This window comes from Mucilaginibacter sp. A5337, from assembly GCF_059690695.1.
The window spans coordinates 208,252-224,348 of sequence record NZ_JCAWEC010000007.1 but is presented as its reverse complement, the minus strand read 5'-3'; the positions used below and the strand labels follow the sequence as shown (position 1 = coordinate 224,348).

Here is a 16,097-nt window from a genome sequence, read left to right as displayed (position 1 = left end):
ACTTAGCCACATTTATCTAAATAATACAGATAAATAACCATTCACACCCTTTTTAAACTTTAAAAGTATGAAAAATTATGGCAAAGCATCTTTACCAAAGATCCAAATTAAACAAGTGCAAATTTTAAACCGGGCGCTTGTAAACAACAGCGGGAAAAATAGTGGTGCAGCAAATTTTAACATAGCTATGACGGGTACTACAACAGAAACTAATTCAAGTTCTACAGGGTTCTAAGGGACAGATATAAATCACATTAGGTATGTCCGTTTTTATAATAAGAACCATTAACGGGTAACCATTATGGAAACAGCTAAATTATCTGAACAATATAAATTTTCATCAGGCCTGATGCTCAGGTTTCCTGCATTTGATTGTGTGAAAGCAGTTGATAAGGAAACCATCAGAGAATTCATTAGAGATGAATTGTTTATGCAGGCGCTTTGGCTAACGTCAAAGGATTTATACGAAGCAGTTTTGCATATAGATAATATTAGCGATGCAAAGAAACGGGAGAAGCTTGAAATATCCCTTGCCAAATTTATTAACAGAAGCGCAACCGGCAGTACCCCGTTAGGGTTATTTGCAGGTTGCGCTCCTGTTACATGGGGTGATACCACCAAATTGCAGCTTGGTGTTGATTATCAGTATGTAAGGCTTAATGTGGCGGCAGCTGTTACTATGAATCGTTGGTTTTTAAACGATGAGGCCATACGTGCATTGCTGAACTACAGGCTAAACAAAACATTGTATAGTTTAAATGGAGGTTACCGCAAAATTGATTATCAAGCTTTAAGTTATGGTAAATATAAGGCCTCATCGGTAAAGTCTTCTGATGATTTGCAGGAGGTTATCAGGTTTTGCGAAAGTGCCAGGTCGTACAATTCAATAAGTTCGTTTATCACGGAAACGCTTGGGAAAACGGAGAAGGATGCTGCCGGCTTTTTGAACAAACTCATCGAAAACCGGATTTTGTGGAGCGAGCTTGAGCCCGGTAACGAAAATGAAGGGTATCTTGATCAGGCCATCGGGGCTTTTACCCGTTTAATACCCGAAAGTTCGAAAGCGGAAGATTATTTGTCAAAACTAAATGCCATAAAGCAGGTGCTGTCCGGCACCGATAGTGTAATTACAAAAAATAATAAAGTTGCTATGATTTTGAAAGACTTATCAGGTGAAGCCCCACAGGGGACACTGTTGCAGGTTGATTATTTTAGGCAAGGGGCTTCAGCTACGCTTGATAAAGCTTATGCTGATAAATTGCTTGATGCCATTGATATGCTTAACCGAATTACACCCAGGTATCAGAGTGAAAATTTAAAAACATTTATCAAGCGCTTCAGTGACCGTTATCATGAACAGGAGGTTGCGCTTACAGACGTGCTTGACCCGGAAAAAGGCATCGGCTACGCTGCAAAGCATTATCCAGGATCAGCAGGTTTTATAGCTGATGAGAAAGAGCCGCAATATACCAGTGCCGTAAAATGGCTAATAGGCCAGATTGTTAATAATCCAGGCCAGGAAACTATTCATATACAAAAGTCGCAATTTGATAACGTTAAGATTAATGACGATGAATTGCCGCCAAGTTTTTCGGTGATGTTCCGTATTTCGGGCCACGATGAGCCTTTGCTTTATCTTGAACATTGCGGGTGGCCGGCAGGAAATGTCATGCTTGGCCGTCTGGCTGGCGCCGACAGAAATTTTGGCCAGATTCTCAATGAAATTGCCGAAACAGAAGCCCGTATTTATGAACCGGCGATAGTAGCCGAGATTGTACATACCCCCGATGACTGCCTGGGAAACTTTACTTCCGCTCCGTATCGTAATAACCAGTTACAAACACAGGCAAGTTCAGGTAACCTGGAAGTTAACTTGATGGATTTACGAGTGTCTGTTAAAGGAAATAACGTTGTGCTGCGTTCGGCCAGTTTGGGCAAACGCGTTATACCCCGTTTAAATACCGCATATAATTATGGCATGACCGCATTGCCGGTATACCAGTTCCTGGCCGATTTACAGTGCCAGGATTCAAAGTACCAGCTTGGTTTTAACCTCGATATATTACCCCAGCTTGGCGTAACCAAAACCCCGAGGGTGGTTTATGAAGGTGTAATATTAGCTTTGAAAACCTGGTATATGACTAATGCCGGTTTGCAGCAGCTTCTAAAAGAAATAGCTGTTGATTATGATAAAGCATGGGCAAAGTTTATTAAATACTGGGATTTGCCCGATGCCTTTATTTTTACAGATACCGACAGCGAATTGGTTGTACACACCAATAACAGGCTTGAAGTTGCTGCCTGGCTTTCATCTTGTAAAAAAAAGAATGAAATTATTTTAAAGGAATATATTGGCGAACGCAATAACATTGTTCTTAAAAAGAAAGATGAAAAGTTACTTGGTAACCAGTTTGTTGCTGTTTTAAAACGTGGCGAAAAAGCAACCGGCCGGTATGCCGGTATGGTGCCGCTTAGTACAAATGCGGCTAAACGCCAGTTTTTCCCGGGCGATGAGTGGTTGTATGTGAAATTATATTGCGGTGTTAAAACTGCCGAACAGGTAATAGGAAATGAACTTATACAGCTAAGCAAAAAGCTTTACCACGAAGACCTCATAGACCAATGGTTTTATGTACGATATGCCGACCCCGAACCTCACATCCGTTTCAGGGTACACCTGGCTTCGGTATTTGCCCTGGGCAGGGTAATTCAGCATATTAATAACTCGTTATCGGCATTAATTAAATCAAAACAGATCTGGAAGATGCAGTTTGATACTTACGAACGCGAACTGGAACGTTATGGGGAAGCATCGATTGAATTGGTTGAGCAGCTGTTTTTTAACGATAGCCTTGCTATAGCAAGCCTCATCTCCAGAACGGATGTTACCGAAAATTTTGAAGAGGTAAGATGGCTTTGGGGGTTATTGTCAATAGACAGGCTTTTGAATGATTTTGATTTTCATCTTGCACAAAAAATTGAGCTTATGGAAATGCTTGCAGCCGTATCACATACCGATGCTAATGATAATAACCTGTTTTCAAAGCAACTGACGTTTAAATACAGGCATTACCGTAGCAAGATTGAGGGGCTTTTTACTGCGGGTACAATGATTGTAGGCGACGACTTACTGAGGTACCGGAGTTTAAATAACAGGCCCGTAACCTCGCTGCTGTCTGAGCTGATTTCATCAGGCACAGTACCACAGGATTTAAACCTGCTTGTTATCAGCCTTATTCAAATGAGTATGAACCGATTGTTTAAAACCCGGCAACGGGTTCATGAATTGGGCGTTTATGATTTTCTGTTGCTTTATTATAAGTCTGTATTCCAAAATGAAGAAGCGGCTTATGAAACCAAATATGCTGCAGGAGGTGCAAACGAATACATAACAGGGAGGCCATATCTGCAATAATTGAAACAGCGGCTACCGCCTTAAAACAATACTTTAACCTTCCCTGCACAAATCTCATTAAGCTTTCCGTTAATTCGGGAAGCTTTTTGTGTGTTTGAATGTTCGGCTTGGATATTCTTAATAAAAGTTTAACAGAAGTTCGGGTGCCCCGTCAATATTATAAATGTATTTTTGAAGCTACAACTGCCTGGTTTTACAGGAGGCTTTTATATTATGGAAAGAAGATCAGCATTAAAAAATATAGGCGGCCTTTTGTTAGCGCCTTCATTGGCTCTCGGTAATACTACATCAACTGCTAAGCCGTCATTAAGGATAGCGCATATTACGGATGTGCATCTCAAGGATAAGTTTGACGCTCCCGCCCGGTTTACCAGGTGTTTGCATCACCTTCAGCAACAAACGCCAAAGGTTGATATGGTACTAAACGGCGGTGATATTGTTTTTGACATGAATAAGGAAAACATCGGCACCATTAATGATCAATGGAAGCTGGTGCAAAATATCATGAAAAACGAATGCAGCCTGCCTGTTCATTACTGCCTGGGCAACCATGATATCTGGTGGTATGAGGATGACAAAGGACAGGCCATTTACGGGAAAAAATACGCCCTTGACAAGTTGCAGTTGGTAAAGCCTTACTACAGCATGGTTAAAAATGGCTGGAAGATCATTGTGCTTGACAGCGTTCACTTAGATATTGATAATACCTGGTACATAGGCAAACTGGGCGATGAGCAGCTTAGCTGGCTCAATGACGAGCTGAAAGCTACGGATGCCAATATGCCTGTGATGGTAATGTCGCACATACCGATTTTAACAGCTTTGCTTATGATAGAGGATGATATTGTAAACAAGTGGACAATGCTTGGTGGCGATATGCATACCGATACTGCCAAGATCATCAACCTGTTTTACCAGCACCCTAACGTAAAACTATGTGTAAGCGGACACCTGCATATGCGGGATAAGGTGGTTTATAACAATGTTACTTATTTGTGTAACGGGGCAGTTTCGGGGGCATGGTGGGAGGGTAACCGCCGTGAAACAGCTCCCGGCTACGGCTTGATTGACCTGTATGCCGATGGTACTTTTGAAGAAAAGTACGTGAATTATTAATGCATAAAAAAGGGGCAGACTAAAATAAATAGCCTGCCCCATAGCATATATATGTTGGTTGTTTAGAGCTGAAGAATACTTTTAAACTTATGGGCGTAATCATTAAGCTGGGCAAGCAGTTGGCCGCTCAGTTCTTTTTGATTGCTGTTGTGCGTTATGGCAACCATATTGTTCAGCAGCGACATGCTGATCTGCACATCGCGGGGGCTTAACCGGCCTGTATCTTTTTGTAATTGATGATAGTTGTAATCAAGCTTATCGGTTAAGTAGCTGTTAACGCTTTTGATCAGTTTATTACCCAGTTTGGCATAGTCAAGCTTATACGAGGTATCGGCCATTGTTATTTTGCCTTGCGCGGTCATGAAATTAGGATTGATGTCGGGCATTACTGTCTCATATTTGTGCAGCGTATTAAGGGCAAGGTTACGACGGCCTTCTTTCAGTAATGCTGCCGACAAATCGGAAAAAGCAGAGACCATTTGTGGGAAAAACATGCTTGTTGATTGCTGATCAAGGTATTTGGCAGTTTTGAAATTGCCGAATTTAAACTTGTCCATCATGTTGCTGTACATTACCAGGCTATTGATTTTTGAAAGCTGATCTGCCAGCGATGAATCAGTTTTGAATGGCAGCATCCGATAGGTAAAACCTTCCTGGTATAAATATGGCTGTAAGCCAACCATACTTGTTTGGCCAATGGATGTAGTGAAACAAATTGGCCGTTTCCAGTCATTATGGGCAAGTATATCTATCATGGCAAGGTTTTCTTTGGTGATATAGTTAGGCGGGAATTTCCATTTCATGGTATCCGTTAGCATCCCCTTTTGCTCAGGTGTAATAACCTTATTTTTCATCACATCATCCGCATTCACTGCCAGTTTGAAATTTTTGGTAGGCAGATAATTTTCGGTTGTGCCGTTGGTGTATTCAACGTGGGTACGTTTATCATCTGACGTGATAAAATCAAAAATATCTTTTACATCAACGTAGCCAGGTATTTTGGCATCATTATACCTGATCACATCACGGGTGCCCAGCTTGTATTTATCAAAGTTCATGGTGATGGGCAGCGCGTCGGCCTGGTTTATTTTGCGTTGCATTTGTCTCACCGACCAGTCGGCACTTAGCAGGCTCAGGTTTACGATGCGTACGTCTGGGCGGATATTTTCCACTTCCTGGTCATACCAGAGTGAATAGGTATCATTATCGCCCAGATCAAACAAAATAGCATTTTTAGGGCACGACATCAGGTAATTGTATGCCATATCATGCGCCGCCATTTTAGTTGAGCGATCATGGTTTTTCCACTCTTTACTGGCCAGCAATACGGGTCCAACAATAGTACATATAACAAATGCCCCAATTGTGGCAAACCGCGGACTGATCTTTTTAGGCACCATATCAATCAGTGCTATCAGCCCCAGGCCAATCCAAATGGCAAAGGCATAAAATGAACCTACATACGAGTAATCGCGCTCACGGGGCTGTATAGATGGCTGGTTAACATATAACACTATAGCCAGCCCGGTGAAAAAGAATAACAGCGTTATTACCAGTGCATCTTTCTTCCTTTTTTTGAAGTGATAGAACATGCCGAGCAAGCCAACTGCTAAGGGGAGGGCATAAAGCGGCGTATAGGTAACATCATTCAATATAAACTTTGGAGTATTGGAGGTGTTGTTGAACAAGCCAGATGTCCAGTTACCGCCAATACCGTTCATGTTAGTTTGGCCTTCCATATCGTCGTCGTTATAACGGCCAACAAAATTCCACATAAAGTAACGCCAGTACATCTGGTACATCTGCCAGCTGAACATCCACCGCAAATTATCCGAAAAAGTAGGGGTGGCGTTATCGCTCAGCTGCAGCCAGTCGCGATAAAACTGCGCGTCCTGTGCGTATGTAGTATTCTCCTCTGTCGACCACATGCGGGGCAGGATGCTGGTATGGTCGTAAACATAGTTGGGCTTGTTATAGGCTACCTCATATTGTTTTTTGCCTTTACGGTAAAGCGGTGTACCGTCGGTAACGTCGGTTATTTTGGCATCAAATAAAGGGCCTTTAAGCAATGGTGTTTCGCCATACTGGGTGCGGTTAAGGTACTCATACATGGTAAAAGCATCGCTGGGATGCGAATTGTTAAGATTGGTGCCTGCCGATGCCCGGATCGGGATATATACAAATGAGCTGTAACCAAAATAAATAAACACGATACAAAGCAGGCTCACATTTAAGAAATGCTTCTGCTTGCGGATGCTGTACCAGATACCGGCTACAAGCAATCCGATCAGCAATAAAAAGAAGAACAAAACGCCGCTTCCAAAACCTAAGCCTATGGTGTTCACAAAAAACAGATCGAACCGGGAGGCAAGGGCAATGGTGTAGCCCCTTATCCCGAACTGAACAAGGGCCAGGATCAGGATACTAACGGCAAACGCTATAAGACCGTTTTTAATATTGATTTTTTTATACCTGCGGAAATAATATACCATAACCAAAGCCGGTATAGTTAATAAATTGAGCAGGTGGATACCGATAGAAAGGCCTATTACATAAGCAATAAAAACCAGCCACCTGTCGGCACGTGGTTCATCGGCAACGGCGTCCCATTTTAAAATAGCCCAGAATACCACAGCAGTGCATAGTGACGACCATGCAAAAACAATGGTTTCAACCGCCGAAAACCAAAAGGTATCCGTAAAGGCAAATGCAAGGGCGCCGGTTAGCCCGGCACCCATTATTTGTAAGGTTTGGGTTTTGTTAACAGGGGTATTTTTAATAGCAAGTAGTTTTTTGGCAAGTGCAGTTATACTCCAAAACAAAAACATGATGGTAGCGCCGCTGGCCAATGCCGAACCAAGATTGGTAAAATAGGCAACTTTTGTCCTGTCGCCCATAGACAGTAGGGAAAAGGCTTTCCCTATCATAGCAAAAAGTGGATAGCCCGGTTGGTGCGATACCTGGAGTTTATAAGCGCAGGAAATAAATTCGCCGCAGTCCCAAAAACTTACAGAAGGCTCTAAAGTAAGGATGTAAGTTAAGGACGCAAGGGTAAAACAAAGCCAGCCCAAAAGGTTATTGATCTTGTTGTAGCTCATGATAAAGTGTAAAAGTTTTTTCAAATAGTTAACACCAAATTAGGGTATAAAAATGGTAACGTATTGAAATTTAACACTTTTAACATTTGTTAACACTTGGCAGACTGAAGTGTTAAATGGATGTTAAAACAGACAGAGTGGGTTCCTGTCCGCACTAATTCTAAAAGGTTGATCTGTTCATTCTCATCCCGGATGGGCAGGAGGTTGGGTTTTACATGGCATTCCCATTAGCCTTTATAACTTCCGCTTAACTTTTGCAAAATTTATAACCCCGTTGATTTACAGGAAGCTGTAATAATCGATATTCGCTTTCATAACGATATCAAGCGGAAGGAAATAAGAAGAGGCTATTGTTTTTTTTAATATTAAAAGATCGTAAAACAATTTAATGCCTTGATATGCCTGTTTTTGGGGTTGCTGGCTGATCAGGAAATCGATGGCTCCCTTCTTCAGCATTTGAATATTATTATCAACAAGATCATACCCGACTACACGGTAATTGAGCTTCTGTTCCGGAGTAATTGCTGCCGCAATCTTATCAATGCCGTTCACAACAAATATTCCTTCCAGATGGGGTTTATCTTCAAAAACCGCAGTAATACCTTTACTAATCGTTTGCTCATTCCCGGTATTGTCAGTAAATCTCCATATTTTCCTGCCGGAGTTTTCAAAGAAAGTTAAAAACCCTTCCTCCCGGGCAGCGAATTGAATGTGATTATCTTCTTCTCTTTCAATGGAGGCAATCAGTATATCTCCCTTTTGAGAAGTTGTATAATCCAATAAGTTAGCTGCCAGGTATCCGCTGTCTTTCGAATGATTCCCTATAAAGCTGATATTGGACAGGCCTGGTAAATTGCTGTCAAAGAAGATAACGGGTACACTTAAATCTTTGCAATGTGCCAGTAACCTTATCGTTTGATCATGAAATACCGGCACCATAAAAATACCGTCATAGTTATCGCCAATCACTTCATCCACACATAATTTAAAGGAAACCTCGTTATTCTGTTCAAAGGTTAGGATACTGATATTGATCCCAAAAGGGGAAACTTCTTTCAATGCCTCCTCAAATCCGGTGCTATGGGCTGACCAAAAGGGGATCATTTCCGTCGCTTCAGGAATTAAAACCGCGATACTATAATCTCTCGCCGATTTTAACCTGCTGGCCAAGATGTTCGGTTTATACCCGAGGTCTTTAATTGCCTGTAAGATACGTTCGTGTGTTGCCTTTGAAACCCCACCACGGTTATTTAATACCTTGTCAACAGGGCCGGTGGATACCCCGGCCCGTTCTGCAATTTCTTTAATACCGATAGTTTTATTTGAACTTGTTTTCACGCAAAGCAATATTACAGTTTTTATCTAAAAAATTTGGAAGTGCAAAATAAAGCATATATGTTTGTCAAATAGTGAACGTTGACTATTTGAGTTTTTATAACCTAAATAACTTGTAATCAATTATAAATAGCACAACAGGCATTTTTAAACCAGGAGCAGATTAAGGTAGTTTAAGCACAAAATACATATAGAAGATTAAAGGAACCCATTGAATTGGGTAGGGGAATACTCATGTCTAAACTCCTTTGAAACTGAGCGAAAAATCAAAATAAACTAAACAAAATTTCATATGGAAAATCTTAAGGAATCCTTCGAAAAAGAGGGGTATGTGATTGTTAATGTCTTAACCCTGGGTGAAATTGACCACTTCAGGTTGATCATGGACAAGTTGTTAAGCCCCCAAATTAAAGCAGCCGACAAGCAGGCCCATAGTTCCTCCTTCCAGCACCTGGGTGATGAGATCGCTTCGTTCGGGCAGGAAGCCCGTCAATATTATTTTCATTTACTGACCAAGGCGGGAACCGAACCGATTCATCATGCCTTTTATAACCCGGTGATACTAAAAGTAGTTGAAGAGATCATAGGGCCAAGATCAGGGGAACAGAAAGTATTTACAAAACTAAGATAGGCTATATGCACGGCCCGGGCGGGTTGGCTTATTATGCCGCTATCTGGGCAAATGATCAGGCTGAATATACCTATCCTTTCTATGCATTCCTGGGTGATAGTATCGGGAATCTCGCTGCCATGACATCTTATCGTTTGTTCGCCAGGTACATGAACCCGGAATACAAAGCCATCCCAAGTTCAATTGTTGCCGAAGGCGATGCTGTGTGGCAAGGTGCCGGAGACAGAGGTGACCAGGCTATGCTTGCTTATGGGGCTTCAAGGTTTGCACTGGCTTATGGCCATCCTGATTCTGCAAAGGTATTATGGCCGCTCATCACCTGGTGCCTGGAATACTGCCACCGGAAATTGAATGATCAAGGTGTTGTCACTTCCAATTCTGATGAACTGGAGGGACGTTTCCCATCTGGTAAAGCCAATATACCAACGAGCAGTCTTTATTATGGCGCGTTAGTATCCGCGGCTAATTTGGGGAAACAATTGCATCAGCCTAAAGCGCAAACAGATGAATATTTAAAACAAGCCGCCGTGCTTAAAGTAAATATCGAGAAATATTTCGGGGGGAGGGTAGAGGGCTTTGAAACGTATAAATATTATGAAACCAATAACGTACTTCGTGCCTGGATTTGCGTGCCGCTTACCATGGGTATCTTAAACAGGGCCGAGGGAACAGTCAACGCATTGTTTTCACCAAGGCTATGGACGGCGGATGGATTGGCCACAGAGGCAGGTAAAGAAACATTTTGGGACCGCTCCACCCTCTACGCGCTTCGTGGGGTGTTCCAGGCTGGTAAAACAGAAAGAGCAATGGATTACCTTCGTTACTATTCACGCAGAAGGTTGTTAGGAGAACACGTCCCTTATCCGGTGGAAGCCTATCCTGAAGGCAATCAAAGGCATTTATCGGCCGAGGGTGGATTATATTGCCGGATATTTATTGAAGGCGTGTTTGGGATACTGCCAACTGGTTTTAACAGCTTTGATTGTACCCCAAGGCTACCAAAGGGGTGGAATGAAATGTCCTTGAATAATATCCATTCGTTTGGGCATGTGTTCGATCTTAAAATATCGAGGTTAAATAATCGGAAACTAAATATTACTATTACCAAGGGCAGTAAAATAATCAAATACAAAATAAATGATGGTAGTACTCAAACGATAGCTTTATAATGTTTTAATACCAATGGCACAACTATCGGCTAATGTAGGTGTTAATGATTTTAAGGTCCCTGAGGTCATTAAAAATCGTAGATAGGATCCTTTAGTATCTAACCGTTTAGCATTTTAGGTTCAGATTGAGTTGGGGCAGGTTTCTTAAGAACCCTGCCCTTTTTATGCGGGGGTATTCACTTGTCTTTCGCTTATCGAACGGGTAAGCTTGCCTAAAGTTTTAAAAGCATCGTCAATGCAGGTTGTCCACAGAGGGCAGTAGTTTATCCGCATAAAATTTTGAATAGGCTTATGAGCTTTATATTTTTTGTCGAGGCCTGTATGACCTTTGGCAAGTGTGGTAATTACGTTCTGCAATAATTGGAAATCATTAAGCGAACGCTTTTTGAGTAATTTTAAATCTTTGAAGAATTTGGTTGAGGTGACGATCTCGAACATGACCGGGTTAGATGCTTTTGAACAAATCGTCCACGTTTTTGAATTTTTTCCCTTTACCGGCTTTCAACTCTCCCATAGCCGCAGTGGTTTCCGTATTAGGGAATTTGCTCTTTTTTTACTTTAATTTTTACACCCAACTCTTTAAGGATGTCCTTAACCAAACGTGTTTTATCGTCAGGAACTATTATCTCGAGTGTCTGCATATACAAAAATAATCAATAATCTGTTTAGTTTATAAGTATCTGTCGTTGGGGTTTAGGTATGGTCTAATCATCGAAGATAAAAACGTATATAGCTATTAAAACAAACCCTTCCTTCATATATGCGTTAAGCTTTAGTTGTTTTTTATTCAGAAGCTAAACAATTGCATTATGAAAATAGAGAAGTTTTACGACCAGGCATACATTTGGATAATTCGTTACGCACCTGGTTTTTTGATAGGGTTATTGGTTTTATTTGTAGGCTTATGGCTTATTAACCTGCTGCTTAAATGGTGGCGGGGGCACATGGAAAAAAAGGAAATAGACCCCACCATAAAGCCCTTTTTGCAAAGCCTTGTTGGCGTTATACTTCGTGTGTTGCTGATATTAGGTGTTGTGCAGATTATGGGTGTGCCTATCACTCTGTTTACAGCGCTTGTTGGTGCTTTTGGTGTGGCAGTCGGTTTGGCGCTTTCAGGTACGCTGCAAAATTTTGCCAGCGGGGTGCTTATCCTTTTACTCAAACCCTTTGTTGTTGGTGATAATATCATAGCCCAGGGACTTGAAGGTACAGTTACCGCTATCCAGATTTTTTATACCATTGTTAAAACCTTCGATAACAGGATAGTGATCATGCCTAACAGCAAACTATCAAACGAGGTGATCATTAACATTAGCAGGGAAGGAACACGCAGGTTGGATATTGAACTGAAGTTTACCAATAATATCGATTTTAATGAGGTGAAGTCGGTGATTAATTCCTCTATCGATAAATCAAAAAATATATTGGAAACGCCCGATCGAAGGATTGGTATAGCCGGACTGGATCCTGATGGCTACCGGGTAGGGGTAAATGTTTGGGTACATGCACACGGTTTTCAGGATACCAAGCTGGCTGTGCAGGAGAACATTTTGCAGGACATAAAATCAGCAGGAATCAAGATTCCCGGTTTATAAAAACAGGTGAGGTATGGAAAATTTAGAAAACAACATCACCGTGATTGTTGAAACGCCCAGGGGCAGCGGGCACAAGTATAATTATGAAGCCGCAACAAAGCAATTCAGGCTTAAAAAACTGCTGCCGGCAGGTATGGTTTTTCCGTTTGATTTTGGGTTTATACCCAATACACTTGGTGGCGATGGCGATCCGCTGGATGTACTGGTAATATCTGAAATAGGTACGTTCCCCGGATGTGTGATAGATTGCCGCCTGATAGGGGCTTTTAAGGTCGAACAGATTAACACCGCTGGACAGCGTTACAGAAATGACAGGTTTTTAGCAGTGCCGGAGGTATCCAAAATTTTTACCGGCCTGCATGATGCCGCGCAATTGCCGCCAAACCTGGTTGACCAAATAGAAGCATTTTTTACCAACTACAGCCGCCTCGAATCCAAAGAGTTTAAATTAATGGAACGGCTTGGTGCAGAGGGGGCTATGGAGCTTGTTAATAATGCGGCTATCAGTAATGAGTAGTACCGTATCAAATTAATAAAACTCAATCGCTTTTTGACTGTTTTAATATTATAAACATTGTTGAATTTAAATACAGTTATTATGAAAGGTCAACAGGATTTTAAGAATAATGCTAATGCACAAGGCAGGCCAACTGCCGACCGCGCTTTTACTAATCATAATAATGCCCAAAAGCAAAAAGGCACAAGCAATGCAGGTGGGCAGCGTTCTGATCAAACATCAGGCGGGGACAGCGCCCATCATCCCGAAAAGAAAAAAGCGTAATATTCTTATTCATAAAAGCGCCCCTGCTTACCAGGTAGGGGCGCTTTGTATTTGATTTTAAAGTAAGCGTATAAAATTAAACTGCTATTGCTTTTCTTGCTTCGGCTTCATCGCGGCTCATTTGTTTAATATGCTCACGGTGTTTCATCCCCCATTCACGCATTTCATTAATGACATTCCCAAGCGAATCGGCATATTCCGTACGTTCATAAATCACAGTTACAGGTGTGGTATCATAAACCGTCCTTTTAATAAACCCATTTAATTCAAGGTCGCGGAGTTCTTTGGAGAGCACTTTGGGAGTGATACTTTCCAGCTCACGCTGAAGTTCCTTAAACCGTTTAGTCCCTGTCATCAAACTTACCAATAGCAGTAATTTCCATTTGCCGTTTACCACGTAAAGTGTATCGCGTACTGCATTTATGGCGGCATTGCAGGCTTCTTTTGTGCGAATGATTGGTTCTTTATTCATGATCGCTATCCTCAACGATACCGGTATCCTTTAGGATAGTAGTATCTTTTTGATAGCAAAGGTAATTAAGTTTGCGTAAAACAAACAACAACAAATGAAAACTACTAAGATCTTTTACTGGATATTGACAGCCATTGTAGCATTGATGATGGCTTTTTCATGCTACTCCTATTTAACAAAACCCGAAATGGCTGCCGCTTTCCATCATTTAGGTTTCCCCGATTATTTTAGGGTTGAACTGGCAATAGCCAAACTTATCGGCGCAATATTATTATTGGTTCCTGTATCTGCAAGGTTGAAAGAGTGGACTTATTCAGGATTTACTTTTGTATTTGTTTCGGCCTTTATAGCGCATACCGCGTCGGGTGATCCGGTTGCAAACCGTGTTATGCCGTTAGTGTTTTTGGGGATTTTGGGAGGATCATATTTTTTGTATTATAAAAAGCAGCAGTAATTTGCGAGATGTGTAGCTTACGTCTTCGCCACCTCTTCATTGCGAGTAGCCATCAGGGAAATCCTAAAAAAAATCGTGATGACGTATACAATATATTTTAGCGATGGTGCGCGGGGCCGCGTTAGGGATTGCAGTGAAAAGCCCGCAGCGAGCGTTGGGTTTGTGTGCAGGCAAAGCGAGGACTTGTAACGGAAAGCCCGGGCCGGAGGCAACGCTCACATTTATCAAATTATTGAAGAGAATACACTTAATAATCAATAACTTACAATCAATTCATTATAAGGCACGAAGCAATACCCAAGAAGCAGAGCGGCTAAGCAAGTCCTCCCTGTATAGTTCGCGATTATTAATAAATATAATTTGATTTTTATAGGTATTAATGAGCTCCCTACGGTCGGTTGTCTTCGTACCTCGCAATGACGGGGAAGAATATTCCTTTAGTCACTTACGGCACCAGCAATTTCTCAAACTCCGTACTATCTCCCTTAAAAACGTTGAAATCTACAACATGGTTGATGCCGTTAACATGTGCCTTATCCGAATGCTGCCAGAATTTCCAATTTGTTTTATTTGATACCAGCAGTTTGGGCTGATAGTAATGGGCTATCCAAAGGGTATAACCATCAAAATATCCTTCCAGATAATCCTGGTAAAATTTAAGGTTGGTGTAGATGATAGGCTTGATTCCTGTATGCGTTTCAATTGTTTTGATAAAGCTTTCTAATTGCTCACGCATCTTTTCGGGACTGGTACGATACAATCTCTCAATATCCACCACCATTGGCAGGTCGCCTTTTTCGGTTTTTACGGTTTGCAGGAAAAACTTGGCCTGCCATACGCCGCTTTTTTGCGGAAGAAAGAAATGATAAGCGCCGCACATGATCCCGGCCTTTGGAGCCTCACGCCAGTTACGTTGAAAATAGGGGTCAACGCTTAATACGCCTTCTGTAGCTTTGATGAATGCGAAGCTGATATGAACATCGCCCTCGCGCATGGCCTTCACCTGTTTCCAGTTGATGCGCCCCTGGTATGATGATACATCAATACCATATACGGTATAGCCGTCGGGGATATGGATGGCAAAATCCTTGTATTTACGATAATGCGTATCCTCGCCGGCGTCCATGATCCATCGCCACGTGGCGCTGCCAAACTTTAAGATATAACCATAATAAAAAGGAGAAAGCAGGATGAGCAGCATAGCGCCTATAGCCACTATCCACTGGGGGGAGAAATTGGTCTGCTGTTTTGCTTTAACTACCAGTTTTTTACGGGCAGGCGCTTTCTTTCTTACAGGTGTTTTCTTTTCAGGAGCAGGCACGGGGTAAAAATACGAAAACGAACCGTTGATTAGGGATGATTACGTTGATTGCGCTGATTTTTTTGATGATCATGGCTAACGCCAATGCTGTGGTTGACGTTGTTGTCAATAACCTCGGAGGATATATAGTAAGTAAGCCAATCAAAATCAACGTAATCAGTGAAATCAAAAAAAACAGCGGTCAGGTTTTACACTCCCTTAACAAAACAACCTCTATATTTGTAAGGTAAACTTACAAGTTTAACTGATTAATTTTATGAGCGACGAAAAAGAGATTCAGCTGGCTTCCGAATTGCGGTTTATTATAGGCCGGCTTAGTAAAAAGATCAGGAAGACATCGGCCACTGCCGAAAAGCTTTCGCTTACCGAGCGGTCAACCATGGCGCTGATTTTTCAGCATGAAGAGATCCTGCCTAATGAGCTGGCAGCTATGGAGAAGATCACCACGCAATCTATGTCGCAGATCCTGAGTAATCTGCTTAATCTTGGGTTGATCAAAAGGCGCATCTCAGCGTTAGACAAGCGCAAGGTGATCATTTCGCTTTCGGAAGAGGGGATCAGCCTCATTCACAAATCAAGAAGCGAAAAAGACGAATGGCTTAACCGTGCGCTTGAAGCTACCTGCACTGCCGAAGAACAGGAAGTTTTGAAGAAAGCCCTGACGCCGCTGGCCAAACTTGTAGACTTTGATTAATAAAAACCGACAGAAA

At 41.9% G+C, this 16,097-nt stretch carries 15 protein-coding genes; 10 read left to right on the top strand and 5 right to left on the bottom strand.

What is annotated here, in order from left to right:
* Positions 1 to 67 precede the first annotated feature (67 nt).
* The 3 genes from AC59JO_RS23660 to AC59JO_RS23650 all read left to right on the top strand — a co-directional run bounded on the left by AC59JO_RS23660 (position 68) and on the right by AC59JO_RS23650 (position 4,531).
* Entirely contained in the window at positions 68 to 235 is a 168-nt protein-coding gene (locus tag AC59JO_RS23660; RefSeq protein WP_497308443.1) for a hypothetical protein, read from the top strand.
* 66 nt (positions 236 to 301) lie between these two features.
* Positions 302 to 3,415, top strand: a complete 3,114-nt coding sequence (locus tag AC59JO_RS23655; RefSeq protein ID WP_497308441.1) for a lantibiotic dehydratase — start codon at positions 302 to 304, stop codon at positions 3,413 to 3,415.
* A 213-nt stretch (positions 3,416 to 3,628) separates the two neighbouring features.
* Complete coding sequence (locus AC59JO_RS23650) at positions 3,629 to 4,531, top strand: metallophosphoesterase family protein (RefSeq protein WP_413666978.1); 903 nt, start codon at positions 3,629 to 3,631, stop codon at positions 4,529 to 4,531.
* Between the two features lie 62 nt (positions 4,532 to 4,593).
* On the opposite strand, the gene AC59JO_RS23645 is transcribed toward AC59JO_RS23650, so the two are convergent.
* Positions 4,594 to 7,653, bottom strand: a complete 3,060-nt coding sequence (locus tag AC59JO_RS23645) for a glycosyltransferase family 117 protein (protein ID WP_497308439.1) — start codon at positions 7,651 to 7,653, stop codon at positions 4,594 to 4,596.
* 255 nt (positions 7,654 to 7,908) lie between these two features.
* Positions 7,909 to 8,967: a LacI family DNA-binding transcriptional regulator gene (locus AC59JO_RS23640; protein WP_497308437.1), complete on the bottom strand. Its 1,059-nt coding sequence runs from the start codon at positions 8,965 to 8,967 to the stop codon at positions 7,909 to 7,911.
* A 289-nt stretch (positions 8,968 to 9,256) separates the two neighbouring features.
* On the opposite strand from AC59JO_RS23640, the gene AC59JO_RS23635 reads away from it, so the two are divergent.
* A complete protein-coding gene (locus AC59JO_RS23635) occupies positions 9,257 to 9,595 on the top strand; it encodes a hypothetical protein (protein WP_497308435.1) in 339 nt (112 codons plus the stop codon).
* Positions 9,596 to 9,600: 5 nt separating this feature from the next.
* Positions 9,601 to 10,764 (top strand): hypothetical protein, encoded by a 1,164-nt coding sequence (locus tag AC59JO_RS23630; protein ID WP_497308433.1) that lies wholly within the window; start codon positions 9,601 to 9,603, stop codon positions 10,762 to 10,764.
* Positions 10,765 to 10,926: 162 nt separating this feature from the next.
* Here the strand turns inward: AC59JO_RS23630 and AC59JO_RS23625 are convergent, their stop codons facing one another.
* Complete coding sequence (locus tag AC59JO_RS23625; RefSeq protein ID WP_497308431.1) at positions 10,927 to 11,202, bottom strand: hypothetical protein; 276 nt, start codon at positions 11,200 to 11,202, stop codon at positions 10,927 to 10,929.
* Between the two features lie 371 nt (positions 11,203 to 11,573).
* On the opposite strand from AC59JO_RS23625, the gene AC59JO_RS23620 reads away from it, so the two are divergent.
* The 3 genes from AC59JO_RS23620 to AC59JO_RS23610 all read left to right on the top strand — a co-directional run bounded on the left by AC59JO_RS23620 (position 11,574) and on the right by AC59JO_RS23610 (position 13,140).
* A complete protein-coding gene (locus tag AC59JO_RS23620; RefSeq protein ID WP_413666984.1) occupies positions 11,574 to 12,359 on the top strand; it encodes a mechanosensitive ion channel family protein in 786 nt (261 codons plus the stop codon).
* A gap of 13 nt (positions 12,360 to 12,372) precedes the next feature.
* A complete protein-coding gene (locus tag AC59JO_RS23615) occupies positions 12,373 to 12,876 on the top strand; it encodes an inorganic diphosphatase (protein ID WP_413666985.1) in 504 nt (167 codons plus the stop codon).
* Positions 12,877 to 12,957: 81 nt separating this feature from the next.
* Entirely contained in the window at positions 12,958 to 13,140 is a 183-nt protein-coding gene (locus AC59JO_RS23610; RefSeq protein ID WP_413666986.1) for a hypothetical protein, read from the top strand.
* 76 nt (positions 13,141 to 13,216) lie between these two features.
* On the opposite strand, the gene AC59JO_RS23605 is transcribed toward AC59JO_RS23610, so the two are convergent.
* Complete coding sequence (locus tag AC59JO_RS23605; protein ID WP_413666987.1) at positions 13,217 to 13,612, bottom strand: winged helix-turn-helix transcriptional regulator; 396 nt, start codon at positions 13,610 to 13,612, stop codon at positions 13,217 to 13,219.
* 94 nt (positions 13,613 to 13,706) lie between these two features.
* On the opposite strand from AC59JO_RS23605, the gene AC59JO_RS23600 reads away from it, so the two are divergent.
* Positions 13,707 to 14,066, top strand: coding sequence for a DoxX family protein (locus AC59JO_RS23600; RefSeq protein WP_497308428.1), 360 nt, complete (start codon positions 13,707 to 13,709; stop codon positions 14,064 to 14,066).
* 445 nt (positions 14,067 to 14,511) lie between these two features.
* On the opposite strand, the gene AC59JO_RS23595 is transcribed toward AC59JO_RS23600, so the two are convergent.
* Positions 14,512 to 15,387, bottom strand: coding sequence for a glycoside hydrolase family 25 protein (locus tag AC59JO_RS23595; protein WP_497308426.1), 876 nt, complete (start codon positions 15,385 to 15,387; stop codon positions 14,512 to 14,514).
* Positions 15,388 to 15,643: 256 nt separating this feature from the next.
* On the opposite strand from AC59JO_RS23595, the gene AC59JO_RS23590 reads away from it, so the two are divergent.
* Complete coding sequence (locus tag AC59JO_RS23590; RefSeq protein WP_497308424.1) at positions 15,644 to 16,081, top strand: MarR family winged helix-turn-helix transcriptional regulator; 438 nt, start codon at positions 15,644 to 15,646, stop codon at positions 16,079 to 16,081.
* The last annotated feature ends 16 nt before the right edge of the window (positions 16,082 to 16,097 follow it).